This is a genomic window from Brachybacterium sp. GCM10030268 (assembly GCF_042666305.1).
GTDB lineage: Bacteria > Actinomycetota > Actinomycetes > Actinomycetales > Dermabacteraceae > Brachybacterium.
This window is the reverse complement of record NZ_JBHTCW010000002.1, coordinates 91,999-111,290: the sequence shown is the minus strand read 5'-3', so window position 1 is coordinate 111,290 and position 19,292 is coordinate 91,999. Positions and strand designations below refer to the sequence as shown.

At 71.0% G+C, this 19,292-nt stretch carries 17 protein-coding genes; 6 read left to right on the top strand and 11 right to left on the bottom strand.

Features of this window, described 5'->3' with window-relative positions:
* Positions 1–34: 34 nt before the first annotated feature.
* Genes ACFQRD_RS03545 through dut form a run of 3 tightly spaced genes read right to left on the bottom strand, consistent with a single transcriptional unit; the run spans position 35 to position 2,126 of the window.
* Complete coding sequence (locus ACFQRD_RS03545) at positions 35–808, bottom strand: DUF3159 domain-containing protein (RefSeq protein WP_377020035.1); 774 nt, start codon at positions 806–808, stop codon at positions 35–37.
* Positions 805–1,584 (bottom strand): DUF3710 domain-containing protein, encoded by a 780-nt coding sequence (locus ACFQRD_RS03540; RefSeq protein WP_377020126.1) that lies wholly within the window; start codon positions 1,582–1,584, stop codon positions 805–807. Before ACFQRD_RS03540 ends, ACFQRD_RS03545 begins: the two co-directional genes overlap by 4 nt.
* A gap of 2 nt (positions 1,585–1,586) precedes the next feature.
* Positions 1,587–2,126, bottom strand: coding sequence for a dUTP diphosphatase (dut, locus tag ACFQRD_RS03535; protein ID WP_377020036.1), 540 nt, complete (start codon positions 2,124–2,126; stop codon positions 1,587–1,589).
* Positions 2,127–2,187: 61 nt separating this feature from the next.
* On the opposite strand from dut, the gene ACFQRD_RS03530 reads away from it, so the two are divergent.
* Positions 2,188–2,724 carry a DUF3093 domain-containing protein gene (locus ACFQRD_RS03530; protein WP_377020037.1) on the top strand — a complete coding sequence of 179 codons (537 nt, stop codon included), beginning with the start codon at positions 2,188–2,190 and terminating at the stop codon, positions 2,722–2,724.
* Between the two features lie 169 nt (positions 2,725–2,893).
* Here ACFQRD_RS03530 and ACFQRD_RS03525 read toward each other — a convergent pair whose 3' ends face one another.
* On the bottom strand, positions 2,894–3,196 hold the full coding sequence (locus ACFQRD_RS03525; RefSeq protein ID WP_377020038.1) for a DUF4193 domain-containing protein: 303 nt from the start codon (positions 3,194–3,196) through the stop codon (positions 2,894–2,896).
* 512 nt (positions 3,197–3,708) lie between these two features.
* On the opposite strand from ACFQRD_RS03525, the gene sepH reads away from it, so the two are divergent.
* Positions 3,709–5,088 carry a septation protein SepH gene (gene sepH, locus ACFQRD_RS03520; protein WP_377020039.1) on the top strand — a complete coding sequence of 460 codons (1,380 nt, stop codon included), beginning with the start codon at positions 3,709–3,711 and terminating at the stop codon, positions 5,086–5,088.
* Between the two features lie 95 nt (positions 5,089–5,183).
* Here the strand turns inward: sepH and ACFQRD_RS03515 are convergent, their stop codons facing one another.
* The 3 genes from ACFQRD_RS03515 to ACFQRD_RS03505 all read right to left on the bottom strand — a co-directional run bounded on the left by ACFQRD_RS03515 (position 5,184) and on the right by ACFQRD_RS03505 (position 9,770).
* Complete coding sequence (locus tag ACFQRD_RS03515) at positions 5,184–6,320, bottom strand: alkaline phosphatase family protein (RefSeq protein WP_377020040.1); 1,137 nt, start codon at positions 6,318–6,320, stop codon at positions 5,184–5,186.
* 17 nt (positions 6,321–6,337) lie between these two features.
* Positions 6,338–6,913, bottom strand: a complete 576-nt coding sequence (locus tag ACFQRD_RS03510) for a DUF5998 family protein (RefSeq protein WP_377020041.1) — start codon at positions 6,911–6,913, stop codon at positions 6,338–6,340.
* Between the two features lie 139 nt (positions 6,914–7,052).
* Positions 7,053–9,770 (bottom strand): GNAT family N-acetyltransferase, encoded by a 2,718-nt coding sequence (locus ACFQRD_RS03505; RefSeq protein WP_377020042.1) that lies wholly within the window; start codon positions 9,768–9,770, stop codon positions 7,053–7,055.
* Between the two features lie 120 nt (positions 9,771–9,890).
* On the opposite strand from ACFQRD_RS03505, the gene ACFQRD_RS03500 reads away from it, so the two are divergent.
* The 4 genes from ACFQRD_RS03500 to ACFQRD_RS03485 all read left to right on the top strand — a co-directional run bounded on the left by ACFQRD_RS03500 (position 9,891) and on the right by ACFQRD_RS03485 (position 14,800).
* On the top strand, positions 9,891–12,347 hold the full coding sequence (locus ACFQRD_RS03500) for a DNA topoisomerase (ATP-hydrolyzing) subunit A (RefSeq protein ID WP_377020043.1): 2,457 nt from the start codon (positions 9,891–9,893) through the stop codon (positions 12,345–12,347).
* A 187-nt stretch (positions 12,348–12,534) separates the two neighbouring features.
* Entirely contained in the window at positions 12,535–13,407 is an 873-nt protein-coding gene (locus ACFQRD_RS03495) for a D-hexose-6-phosphate mutarotase (protein ID WP_377793868.1), read from the top strand.
* A 466-nt stretch (positions 13,408–13,873) separates the two neighbouring features.
* Positions 13,874–14,038 (top strand): hypothetical protein, encoded by a 165-nt coding sequence (locus tag ACFQRD_RS03490; protein WP_377020045.1) that lies wholly within the window; start codon positions 13,874–13,876, stop codon positions 14,036–14,038.
* Positions 14,039–14,584: 546 nt separating this feature from the next.
* Complete coding sequence (locus ACFQRD_RS03485; protein WP_377020046.1) at positions 14,585–14,800, top strand: hypothetical protein; 216 nt, start codon at positions 14,585–14,587, stop codon at positions 14,798–14,800.
* Between the two features lie 145 nt (positions 14,801–14,945).
* Here ACFQRD_RS03485 and ACFQRD_RS03480 read toward each other — a convergent pair whose 3' ends face one another.
* The 4 genes from ACFQRD_RS03480 to ACFQRD_RS03465 are packed head-to-tail and all read right to left on the bottom strand — an operon-like array spanning position 14,946 to position 19,198.
* Positions 14,946–15,515 carry an FtsX-like permease family protein gene (locus tag ACFQRD_RS03480; RefSeq protein ID WP_377020047.1) on the bottom strand — a complete coding sequence of 190 codons (570 nt, stop codon included), beginning with the start codon at positions 15,513–15,515 and terminating at the stop codon, positions 14,946–14,948.
* Positions 15,439–16,287 carry a metallophosphoesterase gene (locus tag ACFQRD_RS03475; RefSeq protein ID WP_377803498.1) on the bottom strand — a complete coding sequence of 283 codons (849 nt, stop codon included), beginning with the start codon at positions 16,285–16,287 and terminating at the stop codon, positions 15,439–15,441. The genes ACFQRD_RS03480 and ACFQRD_RS03475 overlap by 77 nt, the downstream gene beginning before the upstream one ends.
* Positions 16,284–17,069, bottom strand: a complete 786-nt coding sequence (gene hisF, locus ACFQRD_RS03470) for an imidazole glycerol phosphate synthase subunit HisF (RefSeq protein WP_377020049.1) — start codon at positions 17,067–17,069, stop codon at positions 16,284–16,286. Before hisF ends, ACFQRD_RS03475 begins: the two co-directional genes overlap by 4 nt.
* Positions 17,066–19,198, bottom strand: a complete 2,133-nt coding sequence (locus tag ACFQRD_RS03465) for a type IIA DNA topoisomerase subunit B (RefSeq protein WP_377020050.1) — start codon at positions 19,196–19,198, stop codon at positions 17,066–17,068. Before ACFQRD_RS03465 ends, hisF begins: the two co-directional genes overlap by 4 nt.
* Positions 19,199–19,292: the final 94 nt, after the last annotated feature.

The window sequence follows — 19,292 nt, the reverse complement described above, 5'->3', positions numbered from 1 at the left end:
GTCGAGCTGCGGGCTCAGAGCTCGAGACGGAGCCTCAGGAGTACCCGCCGCGGGAGAGCAGCGAGCGGTGCATCAACCACACCAGGTAGGCGATCACCGCGAAGGCGGGCAGGCCCATGGCGAGCTTGGCCACGCCGAGCGCCGCCACCTGACCCGTCAGCAGCAGCGGCACCTGGACGGCCAGCTTCGCGGCGTACAGCGCCAGGAACAGCACAGTGGCCCGGCCGTAGACGCGGCGGGCGTCGGGATCCTGCGCCCAGTCCTTCACGCGCGGATCCAGGGCACCGATGAAGTACCCGACCAGCGGCCGCCGCACCAGCAGCGAGATCGCCAGGACCACCAGGGCCACGGCATTTATGGCGAGGCCGGGCGCGTAGAAGTCGGAGCCGTCCCCGGAACGGATCGCGAGGACCGCCCCGAGGCCCACCCCGATCAGGCCGCCGAGCACGGTCGAGGGGCTCTGGCGCTGGATAAGGCGTGCCACCAGGAAGATTGCCACCACCGCGACCGCCGAGACGGAGGCGAGGGTCACGGACCGGGTGGCGACGTACAGGACGATGAACAGCAGCGTCGGCAGCACCGATTCGGCGATGCCGCGCGGCCCGCCGATCGCGTCGGCGACGGAGAACTCCTCCTGATGCAGGACGCCTCCGAGGCCGCGCTTGACCGGATCGCCCTCGCCCGCTCCGGGCGAGCGGGCAGGGGTCGGTCGCGCCGGCTCGGCATTCTCGCCCGGTCGCGCCGGGTCGGCCGGTCCGCCGGACCGTGGGGGCTGGGACGGGCCGGGGCCCGGGGAGGGCGTGCTCATCCGATCTGCGTGATCTCGGGGCCGCGCGCCAGCGGATCCAGCGGGCCGGCGCCGGTCTGGGTGAGGCCCGGGCGCTGGCCGGGCAGCGTCAGCGGAATCAGTTCCTGGGGCGCCATCGCCTCGCCTCCGCGTACCACGACCAGGCGGGAGACCAGGGTCTCGAAGCTCTTGGCCTGCTCCTTGTCGGACAGCGCCTTGCCGGTGAGGATCGCGCGGAGGAACCAGCGAGGCCCGTCGATGCCGATGAAGCGCGCCGGGCGGTACCCGGTACGGCCATCGGTGCGCTTGACGGGCAGCCGGGTGATCAGCTCGGTCCCGAAGACGCCGGGCCGGGTCTCGGCGGTGCCGCCCTGCTTGACGACGGAGTCGCGCAACGACGTGCGCACCTCGTCCCACAGGCCGCGCGATTTCGGGGCGGCGAACGCCTGGACCTGCAGGGACGAGCCGCCGATGACCAGATTCGCGCCGGTGACGGTTCCGGTGCGCTGGTCGACCTCCATCCGCAGCTCCATGTCCTCGATGGTGGGGACCTGGAGGCCGCCGAGGTCGATGCGGTCCTCGTCGGGGGCGTCCGGGGCGTCGAAGGGCCCCTCGTCGAGGTGTTCGGCTCGCGGGGGCGCCTCGTCGGGCGCTTCGTCGGCCTCCGGCTCGTCGGCCCCGGTCGCTTCGGCGTCGTCCTCGTCCTGGCCGAGACCGACGTCCTCGAGGGAGTCCTCGGGGCCGGTGTGCTCGCCCTCGTCGGACTCCGCGCGCTTCCTGCGGGAGAACAGTCCCACGGTCATCCCTCCTTATGCTCGTCGGTGCCGGCCGGTGCCGGTCCGGGGCCGAAGCCGCCGCTGGACCCGAAGCCGGAGGCGTCACGATCGGTGGCGTCGAGGTCATCGACCTGCTGCAGCGCCGGCGCCAGGAACGGAACCACGACCAGCTGGGCGATCCGGTCCCCCGCCGCGAGGGCGAACGGTTCGGACAGGTCGGTGTTGTGCAGCGAGACCTTGATCGGCCCGCGATATCCGGCGTCCACGATACCGGGACCGTTCAGCACGGTGATGCCGTGCCGGGAGGCCAGTCCCGAGCGGGGGCAGACCAGTCCCACGGTGCCGGGGGGCAGTGCGAGCGAGACCCCGGTGTCGACGAGGGCTCGCCCCCCGGCGGGGATCTCGACGTCCTCGGCGCTGGAGAGATCCAGGCCGGCGTCGTCGACGTGGGCGCGGTGGGGCATCGGCGTGCCGGGGGCGAGACGGATCCGCAACGGCGGCGTCCCCATGGGGGCGGGTGCGGCGTCCGCGTCCTCGGTCGTGAAGTCAGGCAGAGCAGGCATGGGCACAGGGTATGCCGTCAGCGCGCTGGAGCGTCCAGGGGCTGCGTGAGACGATGAGCGCATGCCCGACGCCGTCGATCCCCACACCGCCTCGCCGACCGGAGAGCCCGCACCATCCGCCCCGAATCGCCCCCGTGACCAGGAGCCTCTTTTCCGTGAGCGCCTGTTGCCCGGCCCGGGGACCTGGGTCGTGGTGGTGGCGCTCGGCTCCATCCTCGGGGTGGTCATCGTGCCCTTGCATCTCACGACCGCGCTCGTGGTCGGAGTGGTCTCGATCATCGTCGCGGTGATCCTCGCCGTGCTCTACTCCCCCGTCCTGGAGGTCAAGGACGGCTGGTTCACGATGGGCCGCGCTCGGATCGAGGTCGATCAGCTCGGTGAGGCGACGGTGCTGCGCGGGGACGAGTGGCGCACCACGATGGGTCAGGGCTTCGAGCCTCTTGCGCACCACTGCGTGCGCGGCTGGGTCTCCTCGGGCTTCCGCATCGAGGTGCTCGATGACGAGGATCCCACCACCGCGTGGGTCGGGTCCTCACGCCGTCCCGACGACCTCGCGCTCGCACTGCGCAGCGCCCGACGGGACTCGCGAAGCGGCTGAGCGGGGCGAACGCCTCAGCGTGCTCGAGCCGGACTCCCGCGGCACGGGAGACCGGACGCCGGAGTCGGTCGACGCTGCGGCATTGGGCCCCACGACATGCAGGACGGCGCCGCATCCGACGTGGATGCGGCGCCGTCCTGTCGAGATCGTGCGCGGAAGTGATCGCCGCTCAAGCGGCGGCACACTCCTTGCAGATGATGAGGGTGCCCTCGACGTGGTCGATCTGGCTGCGGTGCTTCACGAGGAAGCAGCTGGCGCAGGTGAACTCATCGGCCTGACGGGGAAGAACTCTCACGGAGAGCTCCTCGCCGGAGAGATCGGCGCCGGGGAGCTCGTACGAGTCCGCCGCCTCCGCCTCGTCCTCGTCCACCGTGGGGGCCGCCGCTTCGCTCCGGCGGCCCTTGAGCTCCTCGATGGAGTCGTCGTTCGATTCGTCCTCGTTCTTGCGCGGGGCGTCGTAATCTGTGGCCATCTACGGTCCGTTCCTGGTTGTCTCGGCGGTCGTCCGACCTCGGTGCGTGCGGCGGTCCTGCGCTGGCGAGACTGCCCGTGCCCCCTGCGGGTCGGTCCTGGTCGCAACGCTGAATGCGGCGGCATTATTGCAGAGAGGTCTGCGACGGGCAACGCAATGTCTCGGGGAGGTCTCGGGAAGGTCTCGCGCCGGTCTCGGGACGGTCCTCGGCCGGGCGTGGTCCAGGTCCGGGCCACTGCCCGGACTCCGGAGCGGACGTCGACGCCGGCGCCGGCTCCGCTCGGTTCATCCGCGAGAGCCGAGCGCGGGAGCAGACCGCGCCCACCGCATCACGTCGGCCCCTGCGCGTCCCGGATCCACAGATGCACGCAACACGCCCCCGTTCCAGGCGCGAACGCAGGCGGTGGACAGCGGGCCGCGATATGGTCACCGCCTAGACTTCTGCATGCGAGGAGTCGCGGACGCGAGAACTTCTGCCCGCGAGGGACCAGGCTCCGACGGAGAGGACGACGATGCGAGAGCTCGAACTCGACGGGATCCATGACGACGGCGAGCATGTGATCCTGGTCGACTCCGACGGCGAGCGCTACACGTTGCGCATCGACAAGGCCCTGCGTGCAGCGGTGCGGCGGGACCGCCCGGCCCTGGGCATGATCCAGGCGGCGGACTCCGCACCGGTCAGGCCCCGGGAGATCCAGTCCATGCTGCGCTCCGGGCGCAGCGCCGAGGACATCTCCGAAGCCGCCGACATCCCCCTCGAGCACGTACGTCGGTACGAGGGCCCTGTGCTCGCCGAACGGGAATGGACCGCACAGCGCGTACGCACGTTCCCCGTCGGCCGCGGCGGCCCCAGCCTCGACGAGGTGGTCGCCGAGCGGCTGGCCGCCCGCGAGGCCACCGGCGAGACCACCTGGGACGCCTGGCGACGTGGTGACGGGACCTGGACGCTCCAGCTGACCTTCTCCGCAGCGGGCCGGACCCGGCAGGCGCACTGGGTCGCCGATCTCGACAACCGCTCGGTGGCCTCGGTCGACGACGAGGCGCGCTGGATCAGCGATGAGGACGCCCCGCCGGAGCCGACCCGGGGCCGTGCCCGCCTGCAGGCGGTCAAGAGCTCGGTCTACGATCTCGAGGCCGACGGGGCCTTCGACGAGAACAGCGCCGGGCCCCGCCGCGGCCGCGGACGGAGCTCCGGCCAGCCCTCCGTCTCCGGCGACCACCCTTCCGCCATCGACGACGGCGAGCTGGATGCGCTCAACGCCCGCCGCGGGCTGCGCTCGGTCCCGCCGCCGGATGACTCCACGACCGTCTGGGCCAGCCTGGACGAGGACGTCACCGACGAGGACGAGTTCACCGACGGACCCGATGGCGCCGCCGTGGGCCCAGCCGAGGACGCGGCGACCCGGACCTCCGCGCCCGAGGGTCCCCGCCGCGTCGCTGTTCGCGATGCGGCGGACGAGACCGGCGAGGACCTCGAGGATTCGGATCGCGAAGCGCTGCTGGAGCATTCCGCCTCCGACCAGACGACGGGGAGCGGCGCCCGTGCTGCCGGTTCCCCGGATTCCGTCGACCCCGTCCACTCCGATGAGGCCGATGCTGCTGTCTCCGGTGGCGCGGAGCCGGCCGAGTCCGCGCTGGAGGCGGACGGAGCCGCGAGCGCCGGGGAAGGCAGTGACGGGTCCGCAGGCGCTCCCGTGGAGTACCAGGACACGGTCGATCTCACACCGCTGCCGGGATTCGATGACGACGCCTCCTCCCGGACGCCGGCCGAGAAGCACGAGAACGATAAGTCCACCAACCCCAGCAAGCCGAGCAAGCCGGCGAAGTCCAAGAGCAAGCGGGCTTCCATGCCGAGCTGGGACGAGATCGTCTTCGGGTCCAAGCACGACTGATACCCCGGGCCCCGTCCGGACGGTGACGTTCTCCCGCTCGGCCGTGCCCGAGCCGTAGCGTTCGGCGGCGCCTCGTCAGCGCCTAGGCGCCGGCCTCAGACCGTGGTGCGGATCAGCGGCACCCACGCCTCGGCGGAGGTGAGCGAGCCGTGCACGCCGATCATGGCCCGGGCGGTATCGGAACGTCGCGAGAAGTCGTCGATGCTCCAGCGTCCGCGTGCGAGCACCAGCACGTCCGGGATGCGTCCGCGGACGCGTGCGGGCACCTCTGTCCCCACCGGCGCCAGCAGGCCGGCAGCCAGTATCTGATCCCGCGTCAGGACGAGTGCTCGTGGCCCGAGCAGCTCCCTGAGTCCGGCGGCGAGGTCCTCCGCCGCACCGACCCGTTCGATGGCGCGCAGCGCGAGCGCCCGCGCCTCCCCGGCCACGCCGGCGACCAGCGCGTGCAGGCGCGGGTGGGCGGCGAGATCGATCGTGGTGCCCGGTGAGGTGTCGACCATGCCGTGGTCGGCGGTGAGATGGACCCGGGTGCCGCGGGGCAGACGTCGCAGCAGGGTTCCCACCAGGGCGTCGACCTCCGAGAGGGCGGTCCGCCAGTCTTCGCTGTCCACGCCGGCATGGTGCCCGATGTGGTCCACGTCGTCGACATGGAGGTGGACGAGACCGTCGGGGCCGGCACGGTGGACAGCCGTGCGCACCGCCTCGACGCGGTCTCCCCGTCCGTGGCCGAGGAACTCCCAGCCGCGGTAGGCGACGCCGCTGAGGTGGGATCCCGCGTGCTTCGCGGGGCCCACCTGCACGGCGCGGCGGGATCCGAGCTCGACCAGTGTCGGCTCCGGCATCCACTGCCGCGGGTCCACACCCGGGTCGCCCTTGATCTGGTTCAGGGCCTGGCCGCTGGCCGGGTCGTGGGTGAGATATCCGAGCACGCCGTGGTCCAGGGGCGCCCGGCCGGTGTGCAGCGAGACCATGGCGGTCGCGGTGGTCGCCGGGGTGACCGTCCGGATGCGTGCGGTCTCCGACTCCAGGCGGCGCAGTGTGGGCGTCACAGCGCGGTGCTCGGCGAGCAGATCCGCCCCCAAGCCGTCCAGGAGCACCACGACATCGCGTCCCGGCTGCGGAGATCCCACCAGTGGGGACAGCACGTCGAGGATCCCAGGGTGCGCGCCGCCGGCGAAGGGCGGGACGAGGAGATCCTCGGGCCACTCGGGCACGCAGGCGCGGGCGGGCATGTGCTCAGGCACAGCGCTCAGGCGTCGAGCGCGTCGATGGCGTCCACGAGCTCGGCGTGGAATCGCAGCGCTGCCTCGACCGCGTCATCGCCGTCGGCCAGCGCGCTCACGCGCAGTGCCAGATCGGAGGGTGCGATCGTGCCGGTATATCCGTGGTCGACCTGGCAGTTCGGGTCCTCGCACACGGCGCGCTCGAGATCCACGCGCCGCGACCCGTTCCAGGTGATCCCGAGGGTCACCTCGGCCTCCCGGGCCGGGGTCTGCTGTCCGTCGGTGTCGAAGACCTGGGAGAGGCCGGTGCCGGTGATCCGCTGGAGCCGGATCCGCTCCGTGGTGGAGACGACCTGGCTGGGGTTCATCGCATCGGCCGGGTCGTCGTCGAGGTGGGTGACCAGCAGGTGCGTCCCGGTCAGCACGACGACGGTGAGGTGGCGCCGCACTTCGGGGCCATCGAACGTCGTCTCCGGCCGCACCAGGTAGGCCAGGAGGGCGGCTCCACGCAGAGAGCGCTCGAGGCTCTGCGCGGCCGTCTGCGGGAAGTACCCGGCGGTCTCGAGATCCGCGAGAAGTTCGGCGGGAAGAGCGGTGGTCATCGGTCCATTGTCCCACGCGCAGCGCGGCCGGAGCAGTCGTTGTGGACCACGACGGGCCGGCCGCTGCGGAGCACCACGGGCCGGCCGCTGCGGACCACCACGGAACACTCGACAGGGAGGCGGCCGCCGACGCTCATGCTCACACCCCGGCTGGGCCCGACAGCACCCGCCGTGCGCTGTCGGTGCGGTTCGGTGCCGCATCCAGACGGGCGGTGGCACTGACGACGGTGAGACCGTCCTGGCCGACCAGAACCGGATGCAGCTCAAGTGCCGCCAGCTCCGGGACGTCCTCGGCGAGCAGTCCGACGCGCACGACGAGATCGGCCAGGGCGCCGCGGTCCGCCGGAGGGAGGCCGCGGGTCCCGCGCAGCTTGACCGCCGAGGCGGGAGCATCGACGAGGCGCATTGCGGCGCTCTCGCTGAACGGCGGGATCGCATAGGCGATGTCGTCGAGCAGATCGGTGGCATCGCCGGCCACGGACAGCGAGAGGACGGGGCCCAGGGAGGGGTCCTCGACGCTGCGCACCACCATCGGCACACCGGGCGGCGCCATCGCCTGGACTTCCAGCGGGGCGGTGGAGAAGGCCAGGTCATGGCGCATCGCCGAGACGGCGTGGCGCAGCTGGACGGCATCGGGGATGCCGGAGCGCACTCCCCCGAGGTCCGGCCGGTGCCGCAGCACGGGATCGGTGCTCTTGAGGACCACCGGGTATCCGATCCGGGACGCCTGCTCGACGGCGTCCTCGGCGTCCTGCACGGTCCGGGCGGGCAGCACGCTGATCCCGTAGGCCGCCAGCAGCGCGCTCACGTTCTCGGGCGCGAGGTCGGTGCTCTCCTGACCGCCCTCGGGGCGGTGGCTCTCGACGAGGTCCCGGGCGGCGAGGCGGTCGATGTCCTCGCGCTGGGCGGGCGCGTCGTCGTCGGCGGCCGGTCGCAGCGTGGCGGCGAGCATCCCGGCACCGGCGCGGACCGCGCCGAAGGGGGTGGCATGGACCGGGGGCAGCCGAGGGTCCTGCCGCACGGCGCGCTGGACCTCGGCGTAGCGCTCGGCGCTGGTGATCAGACATACCAGCAACGCCACTTCGCTGTGCCGGGCCACGGTCGCCATCTGCCGGATCACCTCGACCGGGTCCCCGGTCAGCGGGTCGAGCATGCCGGCGATGAGCAGGTCGGTCTGACCGCGCCCGGCCATGGAGGTGAAGGCGCGCTGGACCAGGCGCGGGTCGGAGGACAGCGGGACGCTGCGGTTGTCGGCCACGACCTCGACGCCCGCCTGGTCCGTGGCGCCGCGCAGGGCGGCACCGAGGGCCGCGGTGTTCGAGAGCAGGCCCACGCGGGCACCGGGCGGCAGGCCCTGGCGCCCGATGGCATCGACGATGTCCATGAGGTGGTCCACTCCCCCGGCCTGGACCACACCGGCCGAGTCCAGCACCTGGTCCAGGGCACGGCGCGGGAGTGTGGAGGAGCGCACGTCGTGCCCGGGCGGTGCGGTCGAGCCCACGCCCGGCGGACGCAGCACGATGACCGGGACCCGACGGGTCAGGCGACGGGCGATGCGCGTGAACTTGCGGGGGTTGCCCATCGACTCGAGCGCCAGGCCGATCACCCCGACGTTCTCGTCGTCCTCCCAGTGCTGGAGGGTGTCGTTGAGCGAGACGTCGGCCCGATTGCCGACGCCGACGAACTCGTGGATGCCGACGCCCCGGGTGTCGGTCCCGGCCAGCAGCAGGGCGGACAGTGCGCTGGACTGCCCGGCGAGCGCCACGGGGCCGCGGCGGGGCATCGCCGGTGCCAGGGACAGGCTGATGGCGTCCTCGCCGGTGCGGAGGAAGCCCAGGGAGCCGGGGCCCAGCAGGCGGATGCCATGCAGGCGGGCGCGGGCCACCAGTTCACGCTGCAGCCGCCCGCCCTGTTCGCTGTCGGTGAAACCCTCGGTGGGGATCACGACGCTGTGGACGCCGATGGCGGCGCATTCCTCGATGGCCGCGAGGCAGGACTCCGGACGCAGGGCGATCACGGCGAGGTCGACGGTGCCGGGCACGTCCCCGATGTGGGCGTAGGTGCTGTGGCCGCGCAGCTCCAGTGCTTCGCGGGCGATGACGTGGACCGCCCCGGTGTATCCGGACAGCTCCAGGGCGGTCAGGAAGCGTCCCCCGGCGGAGTCCGCCCGCGAGGAGACGCCGACCAGCAGCACGGACTCGGGATGCAGCAGGCGTTCCATGGCGCGGGCTTCGGCCCGGTGCTCACGCTCTGCCATCACAGCCAGTGAGCGGACGGTGGGATCGATCCGGAAGGAGACCAGGACCACGCCGTCGTCCAGGGTGCGCTCGACGTCGAAGCCCGCGTCGGTGAAGACGTTGATCATCCGGGAGTTCTGCGGGAGGACCTCCGCGGTGAACACCCTGATCCCCCGCTCGCGGGCGGCCGCGGCGAGATGTTCGAGCAGGACGGAGGCCAGCCCGGTGCCCTGGTGGGCGTCGGAGACGTTGAAGGCCACCTCGGCGGCGTCCTGCTCGACCCGGTCGTAGCGGCCGACGGCGAGGATGTCGTCCCCCACCAGCACCACGAACGCCACCCGGTCGTGGTGATCCACCACGGTGAAGCGTTCGAGGTCCCGCGGGGACAGGCGTGGCATCGGCGCGAAGAACCGCAGGTACCTCGACCGCTCCGACTGGCGCTGGTGGAAGGCCTGGAGAGCGTCCGCGTCCTCGGGAAGGATCGGGCGCAGATGCGCGGCGGAGCCGTCGCGCAGCGCGATGTCGGCCTCCCAGTGGGCCGGATACGCCGGGGCCGACGAGCCACCGCTGCCCGTGGCGCGACGGCGCAGGGACCGCAGTCCTTCACGCCTCTCCGCCATGCCGGGATCCTATCGTCGCCCGCGCAGAGGCGCTCGGAGCTGGTGGAGTTGACGGGATTCACGTCTCTCACGCCGCCCGGTTCCCGGGATCGTGGCCGGTCATGCGCCATCATGTCCCTCATGGCCCGATCACGAAGCACGCAGCCGCCCGCCGGGGACGACGCGGTCGACGAGACGATCGTCGACATCGACGTCACCAGTGAGATGGAGTCCTCGTTCCTGGAGTACGCGTACTCCGTGATCTACTCGCGGGCTCTGCCGGATGCTCGTGACGGCCTGAAGCCGGTCCAGCGCCGCATCCTCTACATGATGGCCGAGATGGGGCTGCGCCCCGATCGGGGCCACGTCAAGAGCCAGCGCGTGGTCGGCGAGGTGATGGGCAAGCTCCACCCGCACGGCGACACCGCGATCTACGACGCCCTGGTGCGCATGGCCCAGGACTTCTCGATGCGCATGCCCCTGGTCGACGGGCACGGCAACTTCGGCTCCCTGGACAACGGCCCCGCTGCGCCCCGATACACCGAGGCACGCCCGGCTCCCTCCGCGCTGCTGATGACGGCCTCGCTGGACGAGGACGTCGTGGACACGGTGCCCAACTACGACAATCAGCTGACCCAGCCCGAAGTGCTCCCCGCGCAGTACCCGAACCTGCTGGTCAACGGGGCGTCCGGGATCGCCGTGGGCATGGCCACGAACATGGCCCCGCACAACCTGGTCGAGACCATCGCCGCCGCCCGCCACCTCATCGAGAACCCCGAGGCCGACCTCGAGCAGCTGATGCGCTTCGTGCCCGGACCGGATCTTCCCTCGGGCGGTCGCATCATCGGGCTCGCCGGGATCCGGGACGCGTACCGCACCGGGCGCGGCTCGTTCAAGATGCGCGCCACCACGCGCATCGAGAACGTCACCTCCCGCCGCAAGGGCATCGTCGTCACCGAGCTCCCCTACCAGGTGGGTCCTGAGAGGTTCGCGGAGAAGCTGCGCGACGCGGTCCAGTCCAAGCGGGTCCAGGGCGTCACCGACTACCAGGACCTCACCGATCGTCACCACGGCCTGCGCCTGGTCCTGACCGTGAAGTCGGGCTTCGACCCGGAGGCCGTGCTCGAGCAGCTGTACAAGTACACCCCGCTGGAGGAGTCCTTCGGGATCAACAACGTCGCCCTGGTCGAGGGCCAGCCGCGCACGATGGGTCTGAAGCAGCTGCTGGAGGTGTTCGTCGACCACCGTCTGCAGGTGGTCCGCCGGCGCACCGAGCACCGTCTGTCCAAGCACCAGGCGCGCCTGCACCTGGTCGAGGGCCTGCTGCTGGCGATCGTCGACATCGACGAGGTCATCCAGATCGTCCGCTCCAGCGACGACGCGGAGAGCGCCCGCACCCGCCTGATGGGCGTGTTCGACCTGACCCAGCTGCAGGCCGACTACATCCTCGAGCTGCGTCTGCGCCGTCTGACGCGCTTCTCGCAGATCGATCTGGAGGCCGAGCGCGACGACCTCCGCCGCGAGATCGAGGAGCTCCAGACCATCCTGGGTTCCGAGGAAGCGCTGCGCCGGCTGGTCTCCGACGAGCTGGCGGCCGTCGCCGCCGAGCACGGGGACTCCCGCCGCACCGTCCTGCTGGAGGCCGCCGAACAGCCCGTCGCCGCAGCCGGCGGTTCCCTCGAGGTGGCCGACGAGCCCTGCTCGGTGCTGCTGACGGGCACCGGGCTGGTCGCCCGCATCGCCGGGCAGGGCCCACTGGTGCGCGAAGGGCCGCGCGGCTCACACGACGTGGTCGTCTCGCACACCCGCACCAGTACTCGCTCCACCGTCGGAGTCGTCACCGACCGCGGTCGTGTCCTGCACCTGTCGGTCGTGGATCTGCCGTCGCTCGCCCCCACCAACGGTGCGCCATCGCTGGCGGGCGGGGCACGGCTGGCCGACCTCATCGATCTCGAGCGCGAGGAGCGGGCCCTGGGCCTGATCCGGATCGCCGAGGCCGATGTGGCCCGAGGCGGGGCGATCGCCCTGGGCACCCGACAGGGCGTGGTCAAGCGGGTCCAACTGGACTTCCCGCGGTCCGAGGGCTTCGAGATCATCTCGCTCAAGGACGGTGACTCGGTGGTCGGCGTGGCCGACCTCGAGGAGGACACCGATCTGGATCTCGTGTTCATCAGTTCCGATGCCCAGCTGCTGCACTTCCCGTCCTCCGGCGTGCGCCCCCAGGGCCGCGGTGCCGGTGGCGTCGCCGGGATCAAGCTCGCGCCGGACGCCGAGGTGGTCTCCTTCGGCGTCATCGACGTGACCGCGGACGCCGATGTGGTGACCGTTGCCGGCAGCTCCTCGACCCTGCCTCTGCTGCAGACGGGCTCGTTGAAGGTCTCCCCTCTGACCGAGTTCCCCGCCAAGGGCCGGGCCACCGCCGGCCTGCGCTGCCACCGCTTCCTGCGCGGCGAGGACTCGCTCATCGGGGCGTGGGTGGTGCCGCATCCGGCGCGTGCCTCCTCCGAGGCCGGCCAGCCCATCGACCTGCCCGAGCCCACGGGCCGTCGGGACGGGTCGGGCACGCCGGTCTCGGTACCGATCGCCGCCGTCGGCTGACTCCCGGCGTTCTCGGCGTCCGCTCCGGCCCGCGCCCGACGACGGGTCATCCGCCAGCCTCCGCGCCGCTGTCATCGGGTGACGGCGCACGGCCGGGCGTGGACCGTCGCGACCTCGAGCGTCCGGCCATGTAGGGCCCGCGCGGCCGGACGTGCAGGGCTCACGCTCCCGTGCCACGATGGTCGGCATGAGCCCAGCGAGCACTGACGCACCGACTCCGTCCACTCCCCAGCCCGACGGGGTCCGCCTCGAGCAGGTCCACGGCAGCGACGCGATCGTGGTCCGCACACCGGCTGCCGAGGCCGTGCTCCACCTCGACGGCGCGCATCTGACGAGCTGGATCCCCGCCGGCGAGGACGACCTGCTGTGGCTCAGCCCCGACTCCCACTTCGGTCGCGGCGCGGCGATCCGCGGCGGGATCCCGCTGATCGGCCCGTGGTTCGGCCCCGGCCGTGACGGCGACCGGCCGACCAAGCACGGCTGGCTGCGCAACGTGCGCTGGGACCTCGTCTCCGCAGCGCTCGAGGGCGACGACGTGGTCCTGGAGCTGTCCACCCCGGAGGAGACCGACGAACTGACCGCCAAGGCGGTGTTCCGCCTCGGGGCCGGTCTCTCCGTGGACCTGACCGTCATCGCCGGTGAGGAGCCCCTCGAGCTGGAGGCCGCCCTGCACACGTACCTCTCCGTGAGCGACGTGCGCAGCATCGAGATCGCGGGCCTCGAGAACGCCGAGTACCTCGACAACACTCGGGGTCTCGCGGCCGATGTCCTCGGGGACGAGCCCCTGCAGCTGACCGGTTCCACGGATCGCATCGTCGACGCCGCCGGCGAGGTCACCGTCAGTGACCGGACCCGTCGCATCGTCTCTATCCCGCGCGGCACCACCAAGACGGTGGTCTGGAATCCCTGGGACGAACTCGCGCGCGGCATGGACGATGTCCCGGACGATGCGTGGCCGCAATTCGTCTGCGTCGAGCCGGCCGTCGCCAAGGATCGCTTCATCGCGCTCGCTCCCGAGGAGTCGTACACCCTCGGCGTCAGCTACCGCATCGAGCACTGAGAGCCCCGCGCCCAGCGCTCCCCAGTTGCCTCGCACTCTGCGCCCCAGGCCGCCCCGCGCTCCCCAGTTGGCTTGCACTGCGCGCCTCAGTTGCCTCGCACCGCTTGCCCCAGGCCTCCCCGCGCCTCGCACCCCGCGCCTCGCCCCTCGCGCTTGCACGCCCCCAATAGCGCCGCAGCCCACACGCCGCCGGTTGCGCCGCAGCCGGCTTTCCATACCGCCTGAGTTGTCGCTATCGGGCTCCGATAACGACAACTGTCGCGGTATCGATCTCTCCCGGTATCCATCGGAACGGGATCAGCACGCTCACGAGTGATCCGACATATTGACCTGACGAGCAACCAGCCGCAGCCCATGAGCGACGCGGGCCGCGCCACCCCGCCGGAGCGGACGGAAGTCCGCGGACGACGACCCAGAGGCCGTTTATTCAGTTGTGCCCAATCCAGCGTGATGGTCGACTGTCCATATGGAGATGCACACGACCCCGAATCCGACACCGGCCGACCTGGCCGCGTCGCTGTTCGGCCTCGCGGCATCCCCCGCCCGGCACCCCGGCTCCACCGTGGAGGCGACAGAGGCCGATGGGGGCCGCTGCGCAGCCGACGGCGGCGCCGGCCAGGTAGCCCGCTGACGCCGTAGCCGGCTCCGAGCCCCGCGGCGTAGGCCTCGGCACGGCCGCCCGCACCACACCGCACCGCAACACACCACACCGAGCGCCAACGCCTCGTTGCGCACTGCGTGACTTCGACACCTGCCCCCGGCGGGTCGCGTCGCATCGCACCGTGAGGCGAGCCCGCTCTGGGCAGCGGTCGGCACCCTTTGCTGCGCTTCGGCGCAGCCCGAACGTGGCATCGCCCATCGATCGCGACGAGACGGCCACCCCTCTCTCTCGCATCGTCGGCGACGCCTATCTCGACCCCACGGGCACATCGCGTCCGGCGGTCCCCACTTCGCGGACACCTCGTGTCCTTCCTGCCGAGAAGACTTGGCACCACCACGTCCCAGGAGATGCACCATGCGCACAGATGAGCGCCTGCAATCCGTCCGACCCGAACCCCCTACGACAGCATTCACCGGGGCTTCGCCCCTCACGCAGAGCCCTCCCCGTCCCACGCAGGCGGGCGCGGCCGTCCCCAGCTCGACAGCCGCACAGACCTCCTCGACGCTTATCCCACCGTTGCCGGTCGAGCAGGACTCCTCAGCGGCTCTGCCGTCGGAGCCGGAGAGGTCCGCGCTGGACAACCGGACCTCTCGTCGCCGCGTCGCCCAGAAGGCCCGACGGCAGCGCGCCGTCGACCAGGCGTTGCGCCAGCAGGCCGCCGCGCAGGCACGCCGCGAACAGGAGGCGGTGTTCGCGCGGGCGCTCGTGAACGCCGGACTCATCCACCGCTGACGAGACATACCCCGGCCCGTTGCCCGGGCCGGGGTATGTCTCGTCTTGGTCTGTTGTACCCGGACCAGGGACAGAGCGACCCGGGCCCTTGCCTTGGCCCTGGCCAGTCCCTGAGTTCCCGTGTCGTCCGTGTCGTATGCATCTCTCATTCGCGGCGGATCTGTTCGGACCGCAACGTCATCCCGAGTCCCATCGAGGTCAACGCTGCGATCAGCACCGAACCGACGAGCGCGGCAAGAACGGGTCCCACGAGATATGAGTCGGGCAGGTTCGTGGCTCTGCCAGGCTCGACACCGAGATTCCCTACCGCGACGTAGGTACTTGCGACGACGTGGCCTATGGCCAACGCCGCCAGAACGCCCACGACGAGCGGCACCGTGACTTCGAACCAGTGCGCCGCGCGGAGCGTCCGCACCGGGGTCCCGAGCAACCGGAGGCGAGCAATGTCCCCGCTGCGCTCGAGGGCGCGGTCCGTCATGCTCAGCAGGAACCCGCCCAGTCCGATCGCGAGCACGGTCACAGTCAGCAGGCGGATCGTATCGATGCTGTGTTGGAGCCGATCGAACTCAGCGATGTCCCATCCGCTGTGTGCGTCGATGCCGACATTCGCCAGATCCCCAACGAGATCCTCGCGCGGATCAGTGGTGATCGTTGCCTGTACCCCACCGATCTGCCAGAACTGCTCGTCGGTGAGCAGACCGCGTGGGACGAACAACGCCCCTGCCAGTGCTGTGTCCGATGAGCCGTTTTCTTCGCCCAGGATCACGGGTTCGCCGCCAGAGGACACAGTCGCCACCGCCCCACCGAAGCCCGCCAGCGGATCTTCGGAAGTCGGACCACAGCTCGGGCCAGTGCGCCAGCAGCACCGTCGGGCTCTGTCGCGGCATGTCGAGCCCGGCCAGGGTCGTCACCGGGGGCGTCGCCTCCCGGTCAGCCGCGTGATCCACACGCGGATCGTCGAGACCGACGAGGGTCAGCGTCGTCTCCGGGAGCTCCAGCGTCGTCGCCTCGTCGCGCAGGACATGGACCTCTCGTTCCTCCAGACCCTCCAGCAGCTCGGTGCGCAGTGGGGAGTCGGCCTCGTGATTGCCCAGCACGTAGTACACGGGGGCGATACCGGCCAGCTGTTCCGCGAGGTCGAGCGAGGCGCCCAGATCCGCGGTGCGGATGTCGATGAGATCCCCGGTGAGCGCGATGAGATCGGGCTCGGCCGACCGGACGGCGGAGACGATGCGGTCCGGGAACGTCCCGAATGAGGCGGCATGGACATCGGAGAGCTGGGCGATGCGCACTCCGTCGGCCGCGGCAGGCAGCTGCTGGACGGGAACCTGATAGGAGGTGACGTCCAGACGGCGGTTGTCCCACAGCAGCCAGCCGGCCCCCACGAGCAGTGCCAGGAGGCCCGCCAGCAGGATGACGGCGGCACGCTGGCGACGGGGACGCCGGATGGCAGGCTCGAGGGAAGCGACCGACAGGGGCGCGCTCACCGCACGGCGATGCCGTCGGCCGCCATCGCCGCTTTCGCATCGGCGATGGTCAGCTGACGGAAGTGGAAGACGCTCGCGGCGAGCACGGCGTCGGCCCCGGCATGCACGGCCGGGGGGAAATCCTCCGGTTTCCCGGCGCCGCCGGAGGCGATCAGCGGCAGGGTGGTGGCCTCGCGGGCGAGGCGGATCAGCTCCAGGTCGAAGCCCGCCTCGGTGCCGTCGGCATCCATGGAGTTCAGCAGAATCTCGCCGGCGCCGCGCTCGGTCACCTCCCGGATCCAGGAGATCGCATCGATCCCGGTGCCGCGGCGGCCCCCGTGCGTGGTGACCTCGAAGCCCGATCCGGTGCGTGCGGTGCCCTCGGGTGTGTCCTCGGTGACGCGGCGGGCGTCGATCGACATCACCAGGACCTGGTTGCCGAACCGGCGCGTGATCTCGCTGATCAGCTCGGGGCGCGCGATGGCGGCAGTGTTGACGCCGCACTTGTCGGCCCCGGCGCGCAGCAGCTGGTCGACGTCCTCCGCGGAGCGGACTCCCCCACCGACGGTCAGCGGGATGAAGATCTGGTCGGCGGCGGCGCGCACCACGTCGATCATGGTCTCGCGGCCCCCGGAGGATGCGGTGACGTCGAGGAAGGTGAGTTCGTCGGCCCCTTCGGCGCCGTAGCGGGCGGCGAGCTCGACCGGGTCGCCGGCATCCCGCAGGCCCTGGAAGTTGACCCCCTTGACGACGCGTCCCGCGTCGACGTCCAGGCACGGGATCACGCGGACGGCGACGCTCATGCGTCGATCCTCTCCAGGTCGAGCTCTTCGGCGCCCTCGATGATGAACTGCTTGCGCGGAGTGACCTCGGAGCCCATCAGCAGCTCGAACATGGAGCTGGCCGCCTCGGCGTCCTCGATGCGCACCCGGCGCAGGGTGCGATGCCCGGGGTCCATGGTGGTGTCGGCCAGCTGATCGGCGTCCATCTCCCCGAGCCCCTTGTAGCGCTGGATCGGCTCCTTGAACCGCTTGCCGCGCCGCTCGAGGTTCTTCAGCAGCTTGTTCAGCTCCGCCTCGGAGTAGGTGTAGACGTACTCGTTCTTCTTCGAGCCGCCGTGGATGATCTCCACCCGGTGCAGCGGCGGCACCGCGGCGTAGACCCGGCCCTCCTCGACCAGGGGCCGCATGTAGCGGTGGAACAGGGTCAGCAGCAGAGTACGGATGTGGGCGCCGTCGACGTCGGCGTCGGTCATCATGATGATCTTGCCGTAGCGGGCGGCGTCGAGGTCGAAGGTGCGGCCGGAGCCGGCCCCGAGCACCTGGATGATGGCCGCGCACTCGGTGTTCTTGAGCATGTCCGTGATGGACGCCTTCTGCACGTTGAGGATCTTGCCGCGGATGGGCAGCAGAGCCTGGAACTCGGAGTTGCGGGCGTTCTTCGCGGTCCCCAGGGCGCTGTCACCCTCGACGATGAACAGCTCGGAGCGCTCCATCTCGGTACTGCGGCAGTCGGCGAGCTTGGTCGGCATCGTCGAGGATTCCAGCGCGTTCTTGCGGCGCGAGACCTCTTTGTGCATGCGGGCGGCGATACGGGCCCGCATCTCGGAGACCACCTTGTCGATGACCAGGTTGGCCTGCTCCTTCTCCCCCTTCGCGGTGGAGGTGAGGAAGTCGGTCAGGCGGTCCTCGACGACCTTGGAGACGATCGCGCGGATCGCGGGGGTGCCGAGCACCTCCTTGGTCTGGCCCTCGAACTGCGGCTCGTCGATCCGGACGCTGACCACGGCGGTCAGGCCCGCCAGGGTGTCGTCCTTCTCGATCTTCTCGTTCTTGGTGTTGAACTTGACCCGTCGCGCCTGGTTCTCGACCTGCTTGCGCATGGTCTTGACCAGCGCCTGCTCGAAACCGGTGACGTGGGTGCCGCCCTTGGGGGTGGCCACGATGTTCACGAATGAACGCACCGTGGACTCGTAATCCGCACCCCAGCGCAGCGCGATGTCGACCTCGCACTTGCGGTCGACGTCGGTGGAGACCATGTGGCCGTTCTTGTCGAGGACCGGGATGGTCTCGGTGTACTCGCCCGAGCCCTGCAGGCGGATCACATCGGTGATCTTCTCGTCGTGGGCGAGATACTCGACGAACTCGCTGATGCCGCCGTCGTACTTGTACGTGCGGGTGGCCGGCTGGTCCGGGGTCGCCTCGGGCCGGTGGTCGGTCACCGAGATCTCCAGTCCCGGAACCAGGAACGCCGTCTGGCGGGCGCGACGGTGGAGATCGTCCAGCGCGAAGTGGGAGCCCTTGATGAAGATCTGCGGATCCGCCCAGTACCGGACCCGGGTGCCGGAGACCCCGCGCTTGGCCTTGCCCACCACACGCAGTTCACCAGGCCCGTCGGCCGGGGTGAACGGGGCCTCGGGATCGGGGGTCCCACCGTCGTCGAAGACGCCCGGGACCCCGCGCTTGAAGCTCATCGCGTACGTCTTGCCGGCGCGGTCGACCTCGACGTCGAGCCGCCCGGACAGGGCGTTGACGACGCTGGCGCCGACGCCGTGGAGACCACCGACGGCCGCGTACGAGCCGCCGCCGAACTTCCCGCCCGCATGGAGCTTGGTGTAGACGACCTCGACGCCGCTGAGACCGGTGCGGGGTTCGATGTCGACGGGGACGCCGCGGCCGGTGTCGCGCACCTCGACGGAGGCGTCCGGGTGGAGGATCACCGCGATGGAGTCGCCGTAGCCGCCGAGCGCTTCATCGACAGCATTGTCGAGGATCTCCCAGAGGCAGTGCATGAGCCCGCGGGAGTCCGTCGAGCCGATGTACATGCCCGGGCGCTTGCGGACGGCCTCGAGCCCTTCGAGCACCTGGAGGTTCCGGGCGTCGTAGGCGGTCTTGTTCTGGGTTCTGGAGTTCGATGCGGTGGAGGTGGACACCCTGGCGATTCTACGTGGCCGCACCGCCCGATCCCGGTATTGGGGCCCCGCTCACAGGTTCGTTGCGCCACCAGCGAACCAGGGCGCGAAGCTC

Bases quoted from the DNA above. Each gene is read 5' to 3' on its own strand.
- ACFQRD_RS03545 (WP_377020035.1), bottom strand. From the start codon at position 808: ATGAGCACGCCCTCCCCGGGCCCCGGCCCGTCCCAGCCCCCACGGTCC.
- dut (WP_377020036.1), bottom strand. From the start codon at position 2,126: ATGCCTGCTCTGCCTGACTTCACGACCGAGGACGCGGACGCCGCACCC.
- ACFQRD_RS03530 (WP_377020037.1), top strand. From the start codon at position 2,188: ATGCCCGACGCCGTCGATCCCCACACCGCCTCGCCGACCGGAGAGCCC.
- ACFQRD_RS03525 (WP_377020038.1), bottom strand. From the start codon at position 3,196: ATGGCCACAGATTACGACGCCCCGCGCAAGAACGAGGACGAATCGAAC.
- sepH (WP_377020039.1), top strand. From the start codon at position 3,709: ATGCGAGAGCTCGAACTCGACGGGATCCATGACGACGGCGAGCATGTG.
- ACFQRD_RS03515 (WP_377020040.1), bottom strand. From the start codon at position 6,320: ATGCCCGCCCGCGCCTGCGTGCCCGAGTGGCCCGAGGATCTCCTCGTC.
- ACFQRD_RS03510 (WP_377020041.1), bottom strand. From the start codon at position 6,913: ATGACCACCGCTCTTCCCGCCGAACTTCTCGCGGATCTCGAGACCGCC.
- ACFQRD_RS03505 (WP_377020042.1), bottom strand. From the start codon at position 9,770: ATGGCGGAGAGGCGTGAAGGACTGCGGTCCCTGCGCCGTCGCGCCACG.
- ACFQRD_RS03500 (WP_377020043.1), top strand. From the start codon at position 9,891: ATGGCCCGATCACGAAGCACGCAGCCGCCCGCCGGGGACGACGCGGTC.
- ACFQRD_RS03495 (WP_377793868.1), top strand. From the start codon at position 12,535: ATGAGCCCAGCGAGCACTGACGCACCGACTCCGTCCACTCCCCAGCCC.
- ACFQRD_RS03490 (WP_377020045.1), top strand. From the start codon at position 13,874: ATGGAGATGCACACGACCCCGAATCCGACACCGGCCGACCTGGCCGCG.
- hisF (WP_377020049.1), bottom strand. From the start codon at position 17,069: ATGAGCGTCGCCGTCCGCGTGATCCCGTGCCTGGACGTCGACGCGGGA.